We start from the raw sequence: 15,611 nt of genomic DNA, 5'->3' as shown, positions 1-15,611 counted from the left end.
GGTACTGCAGGGGGGACCCTGTGGGAGAGTAGGACGCCGCCGAACAATTTTTCCGGGAGACCCCCGTGCCTTTGGGCACGGGGGTTTTCTGCGTTTCAGGGTGGTTTTCCGACCCCTGCTGCACCTGCGCACGGTGGCTGACGGTAGGGTCAGGGGGCATCATTGGCACATTTCTTCGCACAGGAGGCCCCCGGGTGGAGGTCCAGGAGACTCGGGTTCAGACGGACCGGGTCCTCACCATCCCCAACATCCTCAGCATGGCTCGCCTTGTCGGGGTACCGCTTTTCCTGTGGCTGATCCTTCGCCCGGTGTTCGGCGGCCCACAGAGCGACGGCTGGGCGCTGCTGGTACTCGCGTTGAGCGGTATCAGCGACTACCTCGACGGCAAGCTCGCCCGCCGGTGGAATCAGATCAGCAACCTCGGGCGGCTGCTGGACCCGGCAGCGGACCGGCTCTATATCCTTTCCACCCTCGTCGGGCTCACCTGGCGCGAGATCCTGCCGATCTGGCTCACGGCCGCGCTCGTCGCACGGGAGTTGATGCTCCTGGTGATGGTCGGCATCCTCCGCCGGCACGGTTATCCGCCGCCGCAGGTGAACTTCCTCGGGAAAGCTGCAACGTTCAACTTGATGTACGCCTTCCCCTTGTTGCTGCTCAGCGACGGAAGTGGTTGGCTTGAAACGTTGGCCGCAGTTTTCGGATGGGCGTTCGCCGGGTGGGGTACAACTCTGTATTGGTGGGCAGGACTCCTCTACGTGGTTCAGGTCCGCCGGCTGGTGAAGGCGGACGCAACAGCCGATTGAGCTCGTTGAAGCGGTGCCGTGCAGTGTGGCCGGACCGCGGCAGATGTCTCTCGACGCCGCCCGACGGGCCGAGTCGGCTTAACCGTCGTCTCTAGGAGGACGTTTCCGACATGAAGGCCGTCGTGATGGCTGGCGGCGAGGGCACACGCCTTCGCCCTATGACCTCGAGCATGCCCAAGCCGCTCCTCCCCGTGGCCAACCGGCCGATCATGGAGCATGTGCTCCGACTGCTGAAGCGGCACGGACTCAATGAGACCGTGGTGACCGTCCAGTTCCTGGCTTCTCTCGTCAAGAACTACTTCGGGGACGGGGAAGAGCTCGGAATGGAGCTCACCTATGCCAATGAGGAGAAGCCGCTCGGCACCGCGGGAAGCGTGAAGAACGCCGAGGAGGCGTTGAAGGACGACACCTTCCTCGTCATTTCCGGCGACGCGCTGACCGACTTCGACCTCACCGACCTCATCGCCTTCCACAAGGAGAAGGGCGGACTGGTCACGGTCTGCCTGACACGGGTCCCCAATCCTCTGGAATTCGGGATCACGATCGTGGACGAGCAGGGCCAGGTCGAGCGGTTCCTGGAGAAGCCCACCTGGGGTCAGGTGTTCTCGGACACCGTCAACACGGGTATTTACGTGATGGAGCCCGAGGTCTTCGACTACGTCCAGGCCGACACCTCCGTCGACTGGTCCGGCGACGTCTTCCCGCAGCTCATGAAGGAGGGCAAGCCGATCTACGGCTATGTCGCCGAGGGCTACTGGGAGGACGTGGGCACGCACGAAAGCTATGTGAAGGCCCAGGCCGACGTGCTGGAGCGCAAGGTCGACGTCGAACTCGACGGCTTCGAGATCGCCCCCGGAGTCTGGGTGGCGGAAGGCGCGGAGGTCCACCCCGACGCGACCCTCCGCGGCCCGCTCTACATCGGTGACTACGCCAAGATCGAGGCGGACGTCGAAATCCGGGAGCACACGGTCATCGGGTCGAACGTGGTGGTCAAGTCCGGTGCTTTCCTGCACCGGGCCGTGGTCCACGACAATGTCTTCATCGGCTCCCACAGCAATCTGCGGGGCTGTGTGATCGGCAAGAACACCGACGTCATGCGTGCCGCGCGCATCGAGGACGGCGCCGTCATCGGCGACGAATGCCTCGTCGGAGAAGAATCGATCATCCAGGGGAATGTGCGGGTCTACCCCTTCAAGACCATCGAGGCCGGCGCCTTCGTCAACACTTCGGTGATCTGGGAGTCGCGCGGGCAGGCGCACCTTTTCGGCGCCCGGGGCGTCTCCGGAATCCTGAACGTCGAGATCACCCCGGAACTCGCGGTCCGGCTCGCCGGGGCCTACGCGACCACCCTCAAGAAGGGGTCGACCGTCACCACGGCGCGCGACCACTCCCGCGGTGCGCGAGCGCTGAAACGCGCGGTCATCTCCGCGCTTCAGGCGAGCGCGATCGACGTACGCGACCTGGAGAACGTACCGCTGCCCGTGGCCCGTCAGCAGACGGCCCGCGGAAGCGCCGGCGGCATCATGATCAGAACGTCTCCCGGTGTCCCCGACTCCGTCGACATCATGTTCTTCGACGAGCGCGGTGCCGATCTCTCGCAGGCCCAGCAGCGGAAGCTGGACAGGGTCTACGCCCGCCAGGAGTACCGCAGGGCCTTCCCCGGCGAGATCGGGGACCTGCACTTCCCTTCGAGCGTCTTCGACTCGTACACGGGCTCCCTGCTCCGCAACGTCGATACGACCGGTATCGCCGAATCGGGTCTGAAGGTCGTCGTGGACGCCTCCAACGGCAGTGCGGGGCTCGTCCTGCCCAGCCTCCTCGGACGGCTCGGCGTGGACTCGCTCACCATCAACCCGGGACTCGACGAGTCGCGGCCCACCGAGTCCGCCGAGACCCGGCGCGCCGGGCTGGTCCGGCTCGGCGAGATCGTCTCGTCGGCGCGCGCCGCCTTCGGCGTACGGTTCGACCCGGTCGGTGAGCGGCTCTCCCTCGTCGACGAGCGGGGCAGGATCATCGAGGACGACCGGGCGCTGCTGGTCATGCTCGACCTGGTGGCCGCCGAGCGACGGAGCGGGCGTGTGGCGCTGCCGGTGACCACCACGCGGGTCGCCGAACAGGTTGCCGCGTACCACGGCACGCAGGTGGAGTGGACGACTACCTCGCCGGACGACCTGACGCGGGTCGGCCGTGAGGAGAGCACGATCTTCGGCGGCGACGGGCGCGGCGGATTCATCGTCCCCGAGTTCAGCAGCGTCTTCGACGGATCGGCCGCCTTCGTCCGGCTCATCGGGCTGATCGCCCGCACCCAGCTCACCCTGAGCCAGATCGACGACCGCATCCCGCGCGCCCATGTGCTCCGCCGCGACCTGGCCACCCCCTGGGCGGTCAAGGGACTCGTGATGCGCCGCGTCGTCGAAGCCGCGGGCGACCGGGACGTGGACACCACCGACGGGGTCCGCGTCGTCGAGGCGGACGGCCGCTGGGTCATGGTCCTGCCCGACCCGGCCGAGGCCGTCACCCACCTGTGGGCCGAGGGCCCCGACGACGCCTCCGCCCAGTTGCTCCTGGACGAGTGGGCCGCGGTCGTCGACAGCGCCGGGGACTGACCCCCGCCGCACACCCGTCTCCGGGGAGCCGTCGTACACCGGCGGCTCCCCGGACCCGTGTGGTCAGGCCCATTCGGCGGTAGCCGGGGTGACGTGCGACGATGTGCGGCATGCCGCAGCCGCCCCCCGAACGGAGTAGTTCCGCTCCGCCCGCCCGCCCAGACGCCTCCATGTCGTTGCTGACCCAGGTGATGGACCACAGCCTGGACGAGGGGTACGCCGAGGCCGCGGCGCGCCGCGAGGCCGGCGGGACCGCGGGAGTGCCCCGCAGACTGCGGGCCAAGCTGGGACTCGCCGCCGGACTCGTGCTCATCGCGCTCGTCGTCACCCTCGGTGCCGCACAGGCCAGGGTGTCCGCCCCGGTGGTGGCCAAGGAACGCCAGGAACTCATCGACCGCATCGACGGCGAGACCCACGCGGCCGACTCCCTCGAATCCGAGGTGGAGAAGCTCCGCACGGATGTCGGGGAGCGGCAGCGCGCGGCCCTTCTCCAGCACGGCGGGGACCAGGGCGAGCTGGTCGCCCTGCTCTCGGGGGCCACCCCCGTCGAGGGCCCCGGGGTGAAACTCGTCGTGGACGACGCCGACGAGACCGACCAGGGCACCGACGGACCGCGCGGCACCAGCGGGTTCGCGGACACCGGCAGGGTGCGGGACCGGGACATGCAGCGGGTCGTCAACGGCCTCTGGGAGTCCGGCGCGGAGGCCGTCGCCATCAACGGGCAGCGGCTGACCGCACTTTCGGCGATCCGCGCTGCGGGAGACGCCATACTGGTCGACAACAGGCCCCTCGTGCCGCCCTATACGGTGCTCGCGGTGGGGAACGGGAAGAAGCTGGCCGCGACGTTCCGGTCCAGTGCGGACGGCCAGTACCTCCAGGCCCTGCACGACGGCTTCGACATCCGGACCAGCCTGTCCGACCAGAAGACGGTACGGCTCCCGGCCGCGCCGAGCCTGATCGTACGCACAGCAGAACCGAAGGCCGCAGACACCGGCAGTGGTGCGGCAGACACAGGGAAGGGCACATCGTGATCGCCGTACTGGGCCTCGTCGTGGGAGTCGTGGTCGGACTGTTCGTCCGGCCCGAGGTACCGGCGGTGGTCGAGCCCTACCTCCCGATCGCCGTGGTGGCCGCGCTCGACGCCGTCTTCGGTGGACTGCGCGCCATGCTGGACGGGATCTTCGTCGACAAGGTCTTCGTCGTGTCGTTCCTGTCCAATGTCGTGGTGGCCGCGCTCATCGTGTTCCTCGGTGACAAGCTCGGTGTGGGCGCGCAGTTGTCGACCGGCGTGGTCGTCGTGCTCGGTATCCGGATCTTCTCCAACGCCGCCGCCATCCGCCGGCACGTCTTCCGGGCCTGACGCCGATGAACGACGAAGAGACGCCCCGGGAAGAGGCGACCGACGGCCCGGCTCCGGAGACGGCTGCCGCACGCCCCCCGGAGAAGAACGACCTGAGCGGACGTCAGCGGCTGCGTGCCGGGCTCTGGCCGCCCCGGGTCACCCGTGCCCAACTCATCGTGGCGCTGCTGCTGTTCGTGCTGGGACTGGGCCTGGCGATCCAGGTGCGGTCCAACAACGACGACAGCGCGCTGCGCGGCGCCCGCCAGGAGGACCTGGTCCGCATCCTCGACGAGGTCGACGACCGGACCCAGCGGCTCGAGGACGAGAAGCAGCGTCTCGACGCCCAGCGGACGGAGCTCGAGAACAGTTCCGACCAGGCGGAGGAGGCGCGCAAGCAGACGCTGGAGAAGGAGCGGCAACTGGGTATCCTCGCGGGTACCGTCGCGGCCCACGGACCGGGAATCACGCTCACCGTCGACGACCCGACCAAGTCGGTCGCCCCCGACATGCTGCTGGACGCGGTCCAGGAGCTCCGTGCGGCGGGCGCCGAGGCCATCGAGGTCAACGGGGTGCGCGTGGTCGCCAGTACGTACTTCTCCGGGGACGCCGGGTCGGTGAAGGTCGACGGCCGTGCGGTACAGGCGCCGTACGCCTTCGAGGTGATCGGCAGGCCCGAGGATCTGGAGCCGGCGCTCAACATCCCGGGCGGGGTGGTCCAGACACTGGAGAAGGAGCAGGCGACGGCGGTGGTGGAACGGGCCGACGACATTGCGGTGGACGCCTTGCGACCTGCGAAGCAGCCTGACTACGCTCGGTCGTCGTCGTAGTGGTCCACCGGCGGGGTAAGGCCCTCGGCAACTCCAAGCAGGTGTGCGGGGTTACGGGGGGTCGCCGCACCGTATCCATGGTGCGTGGTGGAAACTGTCGGGTGGATACGGACGTTGTGAGAATGTCCGGGTCGGCAGGTGTGTTCAGTCAGGGTTCGTCCTGCCCCACGGGCGGGTCTATGTCGGTCAAGGGGAATCGCCCGTGAAGTTTTTTGCGAAGTTGTTCGGAAAGAGCGCACGCGAGGACAGCAACAGTGCTGCCCGCCATCGCGCGCCGCGGCACGGCCAGGACGAGGAGCAGGGCGGCGACCGTCCCCTCTTCCGCGACGAGTTGTCCGCCCAGGGCGGCGGCTCCGGAGCGCAGGCGGGTGCCTCCGGCATAGGTTCCGGTGACTCCGGGCCGAGCACCGGATTCCACCCCGCCCCGGCGGGCTCCGGCGTGGCGCTCTGCGCGAGGTGCGGCCACCGGAATCCGGCGACGAGCCGGTTCTGCTCCAACTGCGGCGCGCCGCTGAAGGGCGGAATCCCCGAGCGCGCCTCCGAGACCACGTCGACGATCTCGATCTCCGGACTGGAGGCGTACGACGCCGAGGCCACCGGCCAGACCATGCTGCCGTCGCTCTCTCCCGAGGCGCAGGCGGCCGTGGACGCGCTGCCCGCGGGGAGCGCGCTCCTGGTGGTCCGCCGCGGTCCGAACTCGGGCAGCCGCTTCCTGCTGGACGGCGACCTGACGACGGCCGGCCGTCACCCGCAGAGCGACATCTTCCTGGACGACGTGACCGTGTCGCGGCGTCATGTGGAGTTCCGCCGGGCCGCGGACGGTAGCTTCACCGTGGGAGACGTCGGCAGCCTGAACGGCACCTACGTCAACCGTGAGCGCATCGACTCCGTCGCGCTGACCAATGGTGACGAGGTCCAGATCGGTAAGTACCGGCTGGTCTTCTACGCGAGCCAGCGGAGCGTGTGACCCTGCCCCGGACCACCACGTCCGGGGGAACCCCAGGAAGGCCCATGCTGCGAACATCCCAGGGCGGTGCCGGGAACGGCACCGCCGCCGTGGACCGGCGTGCGATGAGCATCGGCGCGGTACTCTCCCAGCTCCGCGAGGAGTTTCCGGAAGTCACGATCTCGAAGATCCGCTTCCTGGAGGCGGAGGGGCTCGTCGAGCCCGAGCGGACGCCTTCCGGATACCGGAAGTTCAGTTCCGAGGACGTGGAGAAGCTCGCGCAGGTGCTGCGCATGCAGCGGGACCACTACCTCCCCCTGAAAGTCATCCGGGAGTACCTGGACGCCCTCGCCCGGGGGGAGCAGGCCGTCCTGCCCTCCCCGGGGGGCCAGAAGGACCTCGCGGACAGCTGCTGGGACGCGGCGACGGCGGGGGCTCCCACCGCGGCCCGTATCGGCCGTGCCGAGCTCCTCGCCGTCACCGGTGCGGACGAGGAGCAGCTCACCGAATGGGAGTCCTACGGCCTCATCGTGTCCGAGCCCGAGGGCGGGTACGACGCCGAAGCGGTGAACGTCGCGAAGCTCGTTTCCGACCTCGGCAGGTTCGGTCTCGAACCGCGGCATCTGCGCGCCGTGCGGGCCGCCGCCGAGCGGGAGGCCGGGTTGGTCGAGCAGGTGGTCGCGCCCCTGCGCCGGCACCGGAATCCGCAGACCAGAGCACGTGCCGAGGCCACCGCGCAGGAGCTCGCCGAGCTGTCCGTACGGCTGCACGCGGCGCTCGTGCAGACCGCCCTGCGCATGCGTTCGCACTGACCTCGGCGGAGCCCGACTACCCAAACATGGCGAGCACGTCCTAGGGTTGCTGTGTGAACGAGCTCGACGTTGTCGGTGTCCGGGTGGAAATGCCCTCCAATCAACCGATCGTTCTCCTGCGTGAAGTGGGAGGCGACCGGTACCTCCCCATCTGGATCGGTCCCGGCGAGGCCACGGCCATCGCCTTCGCCCAGCAGGGGATGGCCCCTGCCAGGCCGCTGACCCATGACCTTTTCAAGGATGTCCTCGACGCGGTCGGCCAAGAGCTCACCGAGGTCAGGATCACGGACATCCGGGACGGGATCTTCTTCGCGGAGCTGGTGTTCGCCAGCGGTGTGGAGGTGAGCGCCCGGCCGTCCGACGCCATAGCGCTGGCGCTGCGCACCGGAACGCCGATCTACGGCAGCGACGGAGTGCTCGACGACGCGGGGATCGCCATCCCGGACGAGCAGGAGGACGAGGTCGAGAAGTTCCGCGAGTTCCTCGACCAGATCTCGCCCGAGGACTTCGGTACCAACAGCCAGTAACCCGTCCGGACCGGGCGGCGGGCGCGCATTCGGGAAGCCCTTCCCGGTCCGACGTCACGGGAAACCACCCTCAGGGTGATTATCACTCGGCGTGCCGAGTGTGGCGATCGTTGACGCACCCCCGGTGACTGCCTACCTTCGAGGGGGCAGGTCAAGGACGGAGGTCGGCGTGAGAAGCAGCGGCGACGGTGCGGCGGCGGGCGGGCCGTATCCGCAGCACGGGAGTGGGGCCGACCACACCATCAGGCAACCGGTTCACCCGGTGGCCCCGGTGTCGGAAGGTGTCCCAGGGGCGAACGGCATCGGCTACCGCGGGCCGACGGCATGTGCGGCGGCCGGGATCACCTATCGGCAACTCGACTACTGGGCACGTACGGGACTGGTCGAACCGAGCGTCCGGCCCGCCTACGGCTCGGGCACCCAGCGTCTCTACAGTTTCCGCGACGTGGTGCTCCTCAAGATCGTGAAGCGCTTCCTGGACACGGGCGTCGCCCTGCAGAACATCCGCACCACGGTGCAGCACCTGCGGGCCCGGGGATTCCAGGACCTCGAACGCATGACGCTGATGAGCGACGGAGCCACCGTCTACGAGTGCTGCTCGCCCGACGAGGTCGTCAATCTGCTCCAGGGCGGCCAGGGCGTCTTCGGTATCGCCGTGGGGGTGGTGTGGCGGGACGTGGACGCGGCCCTCTCACAGCTGCACGGGGAGCGCGTGGACACGGGGGAGACCCTGATCGGCCACAACCCCACCGACGAACTCGCCCGGCGCCGCAACCGCGCCGTCTGAGACGTCACCGGCGGACGACGCCGGTGACGGACATCCTCCGAAACGCCCGGCCCCCGGCGAACGGGTGCCGGGCGGTGTCGTTGTCAGTGGCGTAGGGCACCATCGGCGGTGTGAGATCCGCGCCCACCATCCTGCACCTCGACATGGATGCGTTCTTCGCCTCCGCCGAGCAGGCCGCCAAGCCCAGCCTGCGCGGCAAGCCGGTCGTGGTGGGCGGCGTCGGCCCGCGCGGGGTCGTCGCCACCGCCTCGTACGAAGCCCGGCGCTTCGGCGTGCACTCGGCCATGCCGACCGCCCAGGCGCGCCGGCTGGCCCCGAACGCCGCCTACCTGGTGCCGCGCTTCTCCCTGTACCGCGCGGTCAGCGAGCAGGTGATGGAACTTCTGGGACGGCTCTCCCCGCTGGTCGAGCCGCTCAGCCTCGACGAGGCCTTCGTGGATCTGGAAGCCGGAGGAGCCGCCGACGACTCCGCCTCGGCCCGCGCCACCGGCGAGCGGCTGCGGGAGGCCATCCGCACGGTCACCGGACTCAGCGGGTCGGTGGGGCTCGCCGGGTCCAAGATGCTGGCGAAGATCGCCTCCGAGGAGGCGAAGCCGGACGGGCTGATGCTCATCGAGCCGGGCACCGAGCGTGAGCTCCTGGCGCCCATGCCCGTACGCACCCTGCCCGGGGTCGGTCCGGCCACCGGGGACCATCTGCGGCGCGCCGGGATGACCACCGTCCACGACCTGGCCGAGGCGGGCGAGGACGAGCTCGTACGGCTGGTGGGCAGGGCCCACGGGGTCTCGCTGTACCGGATGGCGCTCGGCCTGGACGACCGGCCCGTGGTCGCAGAACGCGACGCCAAGTCCGTCTCGGTCGAGGACACCTTCGAGGTGGACCTCCACGACCGCACCCGGGTGCGGACGGAGGTCGAGCGGCTGGCCGGCCGGTGCGTCGAGCGGCTGCGGAAGGCCGGGCGCTCCGGGCGCACCGTCGTACTCAAAGTGCGCCGGTACGACTTCTCCACCCTGACCCGCTCCGAGACCCTGCGCGGCCCCACGGACGACCCCTCGGTGGTGCGTGAGGCCGCCGCCCGCCTCCTGGAGGGGGTGGACACCACCGGAGGGGTGCGGCTGCTGGGCGTGGGCGTCACGGGCCTGGCGGACTACACGCAGGAGGACCTCTTCGCGCAGGCGGCGCAGGCGGAGCGTGCCGAGCAGGCTGCGGAGGCCGAGCGGGCGGCCGGTGAACCGGCGGCGCCGGCCCAGGGGGCGGCCGCGGGGGCGGAAGCGCCCGTCGAGGCGTCCGGCCCGCCGCCCGGGCTCCCCGGTGTACCGCCCGGCCCGCAGGGGCACCCGGCGGCCGGCGCGCCCGGGGACGAGGCCGCCGAGCTCGCCGCGCGACGCTGGTCCCCGGGCCACGACGTACGGCACGGGACGTACGGACACGGCTGGGTACAGGGCAGCGGCGTCGGCCGGGTCACCGTGCGGTTCGAGCGGCCGGGCGACCCGCCCGGCCGGGTGCGCACGTTCCGGGTGGACGACCCGGACCTCGTCCCGGCCGATCCGCTGCCGCTGGTGGCGGAGCCGGTGGACTACTCGTCCTGGCCGGCCAGCCTGCCGAAGTCCCGGTCCGGGCCCGGATCGGTCGCGGAGGAGGAGTCGAGCCCGTAATGCCGGTACAGCTGAAGCTCCTGCTCGGGCGAGAGATGCCGCCCGACACCGAAGTCCGGCGCGTCCCGGATCAGCGCGCGGTCGAACGGGACACGCAGGGTGTCCTCGACGAATTCGCTCGGCTCCAGCGGGACGAAAGCGTCCCTGCTGAACAGGCCGGTTCGGACGGCGGCCCACTCGGGGACGCCGGTTGCGTCGTCGAGGTAGACCTCGTCCACCGTGCCGATCTTGACGCCTGCGCGGTCGAATGCCTTGCGGCCGATCAGGCTGCGCGGATCGATGTCGGTCTGCACGGTGCCTCCCGCTGGTCGCGACGACTGGAGCCGGGCCGTGTCCTCGAGGTGCCGTCTGCCTCCGGCCGAACGACGCCACTTCGAAGACACAGCCGAGCAACTACTCCACAGCCACTACAGAAGTGCAGATTCCGGATATCGGCCACTCGAAGAAACGGCGAAGATCCCCGCTGGTAGGCTGGCACATGGCTGCTGACCCCGTGCGGGAGAGCCTCCGGTGTTGATTCCGGAGGCGCCGAAGGAGCAAATCCTCCCCGGAATCTCTCAGGCCCCCGTACCGCATGGACGAGGTCACTCTGGAAAGCAGGGCGGTCCCACCCGGCACGTGCCCGGTGCGGCCACCCTCACCGACGGTGAAAGCCGGTACGCCCCAGGGCGCGCCGGTGAAGCTCTCAGGTCGAGATGACAGAGGGGGAGGCCGTACGGGCAGCCGCGCCGCGGTGCCCCTCGCAGGTCGTGTCAGACCATGGAGGCCTCCATCATGACCCCCCGCCGCACCCCGCTCTCCCAGCTGGAGCAGGGCATCCCCTTCGAACAGCGCCACATCGGGCCGGACGACGAGGCCCGGGCGAAGATGCTCGCGCAGGTCGGATACGGCTCGCTCGACGAGCTCACCGCCGCCGCGGTGCCCGACGTGATCAAGAGCACCGAGGCGCTGAACCTCCCGTCGGCGCGCACCGAGGCCGAGGTACTGGCGGAGCTGCGTACGCTCGCCGACCGCAACCAGGTGGTCGCCCCGATGATCGGGCTCGGCTACTACGGCACCTTCACGCCCCCGGTCATCCTCCGCAACGTGCTGGAGAACCCCGCCTGGTACACGGCGTACACGCCGTACCAGCCGGAGATCTCGCAGGGCCGTCTGGAAGCCCTGCTCAACTTCCAGACCATGGTCGCCGAGCTCACCGGCCTGCCCACCTCCGGCGCCTCGCTGCTCGACGAGGGCACCGCGGCCGCCGAGGCCATGGCGCTCGCGCGGCGCGTCGGCAAGGTCAAGGGCGGGGTCTTCCTCGTCGACGCCGACACCCTGCCGCAGACGATCGCGGTCATCGAGACCCGCGCCGAGCCGACCGGCGTCGAGGTCGTCGTCGCCGACCTCGGCGACGGCATCCCGGCGGACGTCGCCGAGCGTGGCGTCTTCGGCGTGCTGCTCCAGTACCCGGGCGCCTCCGGGGCCGTACGGAACATCGCCCCCGTGATCGAGCGTGCCCACGAGCTCGGCGCGATCGTCACCGTCGCCGCCGACCTGCTGGCCCTCACCCTGCTCACCTCCCCCGGCGACCTCGGCGCCGACATCGCGGTCGGCACCACCCAGCGCTTCGGTGTGCCGATGGGCTTCGGCGGACCGCACGCCGGCTTCATGGCCGTCCGCGAGAAGTTCGCCCGCTCGCTCCCCGGCCGCCTGGTCGGTGTCTCGGTGGACGCGGACGGCGACAAGGCGTACCGCCTGGCCCTCCAGACCCGCGAGCAGCACATCCGCCGCGAGAAGGCCACCAGCAACATCTGCACCGCGCAGGTCCTGCTCGCCGTGATGGCCGGCATGTACGCCGTCTACCACGGCCCCGACGGGCTGCGGACGATCGCCCGGCGCACCCACCGCTACGCCGCGATCCTCGCCGACGGTCTGCGGGCCACCGGCGCCGATGTCCTGCACGACTCCTTCTTCGACACGCTGACCGTGCGGGTGCCCGGCAAGGCCGCCGAGGTCGTCGCCGACGCCCGCGGCCGCGGGGTCAACCTGCGGCTGGTCGACGCCGACCTTGTCTCCGTGGCCTGCGACGAGACGACCACCCGCGCCCACCTCGAATCCGTCTGGGCCGCCTTCGGCGCGCAGGGCGACGTCGAGGCGCTCGACGCCACCGCCGCCGACGCGCTCCCCGAGCAGCTGGTGCGCACCGACGACTTCCTCACCCACCCGGTCTTCCACCAGCACCGCTCGGAGACGGCGATGCTGCGCTACCTGCGGCGGCTCGCCGACCGCGACTACGCGCTCGACCGCGGCATGATCCCGCTCGGCTCCTGCACCATGAAGCTGAACGCGACCACCGAGATGGAGCCGATCACCTGGCCCGAGTTCGGCGCGCTGCACCCCTTCGCCCCCGCCGAGCAGGCGGAGGGCTTCCTCACCCTCATCCGTGAGCTGGAGGAGCGCCTCGCCGAGGTCACCGGCTACGACGCGGTGTCGATCCAGCCCAACGCCGGTTCGCAGGGCGAGTTCGCCGGTCTGCTGGCCGTCCGTGCCTACCACCGCGCCAACGGCGACGACCAGCGCACCGTCTGCCTCATCCCGTCCTCGGCGCACGGCACCAACGCGGCGAGCGCCGTGATGGCCGGCATGAAGGTCGTCGTGGTGAAGACCGCGGACGACGGCGAGGTCGACATAGACGACCTGCGCGCCAAGATCGAGAAGCACCGCGACGAGCTCGCCGTGCTCATGATCACGTACCCGTCGACACACGGTGTCTTCGAGGAGCACGTCGCCGCCATCTGCGGCGAGGTGCACGACGCGGGCGGTCAGGTCTACGTCGACGGAGCCAACCTCAACGCGCTGGTCGGCCTCGCGCGGCCCGGCAAGTTCGGCGGCGACGTCTCGCACCTGAACCTGCACAAGACCTTCTGCATCCCGCACGGCGGCGGCGGCCCCGGCGTGGGTCCGGTGGGCGTGCGCGCGCACCTCGCGCCGTACCTGCCCAACCACCCGCTCCAGCCCGCCGCCGGTCCGGAGACGGGTGTCGGCCCCATCTCGGCCGCTCCCTGGGGCTCGGCCGGCATTCTGCCGATCTCCTGGGCGTACGTCCGGCTGATGGGCGGCGAGGGACTCAAGCGCGCCACGCAGGTGGCCGTGCTCGCGGCGAACTACATCGCCAAGCGGCTGGAGCCGCACTTCCCGATCCTGTACACCGGCCCGGCCGGCCTGGTCGCGCACGAGTGCATCGTCGACCTGCGGTCGATCTCGAAGGAGACGGGCGTCAGCATCGACGACGTCGCCAAGCGCCTGATCGACTACGGCTTCCACTCGCCGACCATGTCGTTCCCGGTCGCCGGCACCCTGATGATCGAGCCGACCGAGAGCGAGGACCTCGCCGAGATCGACCGGTTCTGCGACGCGATGATCGCGATCCGCGGCGAGATCGAGAAGGTGGCCTCGGGGGAGTGGAGCGCGGACGACAACCCGCTCGCCAACGCCCCGCACACCGCGAACGCGCTGGGCGGGGAGTGGAACCACTCCTACAGCCGTGAGGTCGCGGTCTTCCCGGCCGGCGTCTCGGCCGCCGACAAGTACTGGCCGCCGGTGCGCCGGATCGACGGCGCCTTCGGCGACCGCAACCTGGTCTGCTCCTGCCCGCCGCTGGACGAGTACGACCACTGACGCGTAAAAGCGTCACGGGCGCGTGAGCGCACGCGGACATGCGTCGGGGCCGGTTCCGAGATCTCTCCGGGCCGGCCCCTGTCCGTACCGCCGGGGCTCTCGGGTCCTCGGACGGCTCTCGGGCGGCCTTCTCAGGCGGCCTTCACCACGCGGCCGGTGGCCAGCGGGCGGTGCGGGGCGATGATCTGCCCGTCCGGGAGCAGTTCGCCGGTGTCCTCGAAAAGAAGGACGCCGTTGCAGAGGAGGCTCCAGCCCTGCTCGGGGTGGTGCGCCACGAGCCGGGCGGCCTCCCGGGCGGCTGATTCGGCGGTGGGGCAGGGGGGTTGATGCTGGCACATGGAGGGTTCTTTCGCTGTGTCGAGTGGTGGATGCAGGATCTGCGGGTGAGTGCCGAACGGCCTTTCCGTACAGGCCGGTCGGTCTCAGTGTTGCGCCACGCGCCGCGTTCCGCAGGGATTTCGGCTCAGCTCGTTTCACGCTCCGCCCAGGTGTCACCCGCGCGGACGGCTCACCGCGCGGCCCCCGCCTCTTCGGGGGGTCCGGGGTAGTCCGAGTGGGCCATGGGCGCGTCTCGCCGGGGTGTGCGCCGAGCGGACGGACGTGCGAAGGCCCGCCCCCGTTCGGGACGGGGGCGGGCCTTCGGGCAGTCCTGGGGGAGCGGCGGGTCAGGCCGAACCGACGAGAGGGCCCGGGCGGGGTGCGATGCGCAGGGAGAGTACCGGGAGCAGATCCGCGGCCCGGTAGGGCCGGTGGGCGGCGATCCCGGTCGGAGCGGGCGCGAGCGGAACGAGGATGTCGTTGGGCGCGACCGCGCCGGAGGCCGGGTCGGCCCCGGTGTCACCGTGCAGCCAGAGCGTGAGCATGTAGAGCTCGGGTACGGAGAGCAGTCTCGGCTGGTGGAGCGTTGCCGTCGACTCGGCCTGGCGCAGGGCGCGTTCGGTCGAAGCGAGATAAGGGCCCTCGAAGAAGTGCGAGAAGGCCCAGCCGTCCGCGGTGAGGACGGTGTCGGCGGCGGCGACGATCCCCGACTCGGCGCGGATCAGGAACCGCCAGCCGGTGAGCCGGGTCGCCGGCGCGGGCGCGGCGGCGGACGACCGGTCGAGAACGTGTACGGGCAGGGGGAGTTCGGGGCTCAGCGGTCCCTGGACGGAACGCAGAGCGGGGGTGTGGGCTTCGCGGACCGCGGTGGGAGAACCGAGTGCCGTGAGAACGCTGCGCAGTGCGGGCGCGGGGGCCGGGGGAACATGCAGCGGCATGATGGGTCGCCTCTCGCTTCGGAGACACGGTGATGCGTGGGTGGGTGCAGACGGCGCTGTCGGCGTGCGGGACGTCAGAAGGAGGCCGGTCGACGGCTGGACGCATCGACAATCGGCCTCGTCAGCGGAGTTTATATGACAAGTGTTCGCCCGGTGTTTCCACTAGCTGTCGGTCATATGACGCGCAAGGGTCTTTTGCGCCTTTGAAATGCGGAGTTTCTGGTGATTCATGGTGGGTGCCCCGACCGCCGCCTGCGGGCTTTCACATTTCGGGGTCGGCTCAAAAAGATCGGTGTTTCCGCCACCTGTGTGAAGGGAACGCGAGCCCGAATGAGCCACCCGCGGCATGCCTCCGGAATGTGCCTGATGACCGAGCGGCCCCAGCCTATC

Annotated in this window: 14 protein-coding genes and 1 riboswitch; of the genes, 11 read left to right on the top strand and 3 right to left on the bottom strand. The window is 70.2% G+C overall.

Translation table 11 applies throughout. The features are described 5' to 3' along the window. Nucleotides 1-194 precede the first annotated feature (194 nt). The 10 genes from ACWCWD_RS24995 (at nucleotide 195) to ACWCWD_RS24950 (ending at nucleotide 10,305) form a co-directional block, all read left to right on the top strand. Nucleotides 195-803: a CDP-alcohol phosphatidyltransferase family protein gene (locus tag ACWCWD_RS24995; RefSeq protein WP_390966761.1), complete on the top strand. Its 609-nt coding sequence runs from the start codon at nucleotides 195-197 to the stop codon at nucleotides 801-803. A 110-nt stretch (nucleotides 804-913) separates the two neighbouring features. Next, nucleotides 914-3,409 carry a sugar phosphate nucleotidyltransferase gene (locus tag ACWCWD_RS24990; RefSeq protein WP_450775779.1) on the top strand — a complete coding sequence of 832 codons (2,496 nt, stop codon included), beginning with the start codon at nucleotides 914-916 and terminating at the stop codon, nucleotides 3,407-3,409. A gap of 110 nt (nucleotides 3,410-3,519) precedes the next feature. Continuing rightward, nucleotides 3,520-4,440 (top strand): DUF881 domain-containing protein, encoded by a 921-nt coding sequence (locus ACWCWD_RS24985; protein ID WP_450775777.1) that lies wholly within the window; start codon nucleotides 3,520-3,522, stop codon nucleotides 4,438-4,440. After that, nucleotides 4,437-4,769: a small basic family protein gene (locus tag ACWCWD_RS24980; protein WP_031069011.1), complete on the top strand. Its 333-nt coding sequence runs from the start codon at nucleotides 4,437-4,439 to the stop codon at nucleotides 4,767-4,769. The genes ACWCWD_RS24985 and ACWCWD_RS24980 overlap by 4 nt, the downstream gene beginning before the upstream one ends. A 5-nt stretch (nucleotides 4,770-4,774) precedes the next feature. Beyond that, nucleotides 4,775-5,578, top strand: coding sequence for a DUF881 domain-containing protein (locus ACWCWD_RS24975; protein ID WP_450775776.1), 804 nt, complete (start codon nucleotides 4,775-4,777; stop codon nucleotides 5,576-5,578). Nucleotides 5,579-5,780: 202 nt separating this feature from the next. Beyond that, nucleotides 5,781-6,545 (top strand): FHA domain-containing protein, encoded by a 765-nt coding sequence (locus ACWCWD_RS24970; protein ID WP_450775774.1) that lies wholly within the window; start codon nucleotides 5,781-5,783, stop codon nucleotides 6,543-6,545. 44 nt (nucleotides 6,546-6,589) lie between these two features. Continuing rightward, nucleotides 6,590-7,336 (top strand): transcriptional regulator FtsR, encoded by a 747-nt coding sequence (ftsR, locus tag ACWCWD_RS24965; protein WP_450775772.1) that lies wholly within the window; start codon nucleotides 6,590-6,592, stop codon nucleotides 7,334-7,336. A gap of 53 nt (nucleotides 7,337-7,389) precedes the next feature. Continuing rightward, the gene (locus tag ACWCWD_RS24960) at nucleotides 7,390-7,863 is read left to right on the top strand and encodes a bifunctional nuclease family protein (protein ID WP_327174595.1); all 474 of its coding nucleotides are present in this window, start codon (nucleotides 7,390-7,392) and stop codon (nucleotides 7,861-7,863) included. 169 nt (nucleotides 7,864-8,032) lie between these two features. Continuing rightward, nucleotides 8,033-8,650 (top strand): MerR family transcriptional regulator, encoded by a 618-nt coding sequence (locus ACWCWD_RS24955; protein WP_450775769.1) that lies wholly within the window; start codon nucleotides 8,033-8,035, stop codon nucleotides 8,648-8,650. Nucleotides 8,651-8,760: 110 nt separating this feature from the next. Beyond that, the gene (locus ACWCWD_RS24950) at nucleotides 8,761-10,305 is read left to right on the top strand and encodes a DNA polymerase IV (protein ID WP_450775767.1); all 1,545 of its coding nucleotides are present in this window, start codon (nucleotides 8,761-8,763) and stop codon (nucleotides 10,303-10,305) included. Here the strand turns inward: ACWCWD_RS24950 and ACWCWD_RS24945 are convergent. Then, nucleotides 10,227-10,598 carry a PRC-barrel domain-containing protein gene (locus ACWCWD_RS24945; RefSeq protein WP_450775765.1) on the bottom strand — a complete coding sequence of 124 codons (372 nt, stop codon included), beginning with the start codon at nucleotides 10,596-10,598 and terminating at the stop codon, nucleotides 10,227-10,229. The genes ACWCWD_RS24950 and ACWCWD_RS24945 overlap by 79 nt on opposite strands. 193 nt (nucleotides 10,599-10,791) lie before the next feature. Beyond that, nucleotides 10,792-10,888, top strand: a riboswitch (glycine riboswitch). Between the two features lie 191 nt (nucleotides 10,889-11,079). Here ACWCWD_RS24945 and gcvP point away from each other — a divergent pair. Next, nucleotides 11,080-13,965 (top strand): aminomethyl-transferring glycine dehydrogenase, encoded by a 2,886-nt coding sequence (gcvP, locus tag ACWCWD_RS24940; RefSeq protein WP_450775763.1) that lies wholly within the window; start codon nucleotides 11,080-11,082, stop codon nucleotides 13,963-13,965. 131 nt (nucleotides 13,966-14,096) lie between these two features. Here the strand turns inward: gcvP and ACWCWD_RS24935 are convergent, their stop codons facing one another. Further along, nucleotides 14,097-14,303, bottom strand: coding sequence for a DUF5999 family protein (locus ACWCWD_RS24935; RefSeq protein WP_266702118.1), 207 nt, complete (start codon nucleotides 14,301-14,303; stop codon nucleotides 14,097-14,099). Nucleotides 14,304-14,630: 327 nt separating this feature from the next. Continuing rightward, on the bottom strand, nucleotides 14,631-15,221 hold the full coding sequence (locus ACWCWD_RS24930; RefSeq protein ID WP_450775762.1) for a hypothetical protein: 591 nt from the start codon (nucleotides 15,219-15,221) through the stop codon (nucleotides 14,631-14,633). Between the last annotated feature and the right edge of the window lie 390 nt (nucleotides 15,222-15,611).

The sequence above is a fragment of the Streptomyces sp. NPDC001493 genome (assembly GCF_053597235.1).
The sequence above is the reverse complement of the archived record's forward strand: the minus strand, read 5'-3'. Positions and strand labels throughout refer to the sequence as shown.

What these genes read in the sequence shown, in the direction of transcription:
- ACWCWD_RS24990 (WP_450775779.1), top strand. Translation starts at nt 914, where the DNA reads ATGAAGGCCGTCGTGATGGCTGGCGGCGAGGGCACACGCCTTCGCCCT.
- ACWCWD_RS24985 (WP_450775777.1), top strand. Translation starts at nt 3,520, where the DNA reads ATGCCGCAGCCGCCCCCCGAACGGAGTAGTTCCGCTCCGCCCGCCCGC.
- ACWCWD_RS24975 (WP_450775776.1), top strand. Translation starts at nt 4,775, where the DNA reads ATGAACGACGAAGAGACGCCCCGGGAAGAGGCGACCGACGGCCCGGCT.
- ftsR (WP_450775772.1), top strand. Translation starts at nt 6,590, where the DNA reads ATGCTGCGAACATCCCAGGGCGGTGCCGGGAACGGCACCGCCGCCGTG.
- gcvP (WP_450775763.1), top strand. Translation starts at nt 11,080, where the DNA reads ATGACCCCCCGCCGCACCCCGCTCTCCCAGCTGGAGCAGGGCATCCCC.
- ACWCWD_RS24935 (WP_266702118.1), bottom strand. Translation starts at nt 14,303, where the DNA reads ATGTGCCAGCATCAACCCCCCTGCCCCACCGCCGAATCAGCCGCCCGG.
- ACWCWD_RS24930 (WP_450775762.1), bottom strand. Translation starts at nt 15,221, where the DNA reads ATGCCGCTGCATGTTCCCCCGGCCCCCGCGCCCGCACTGCGCAGCGTT.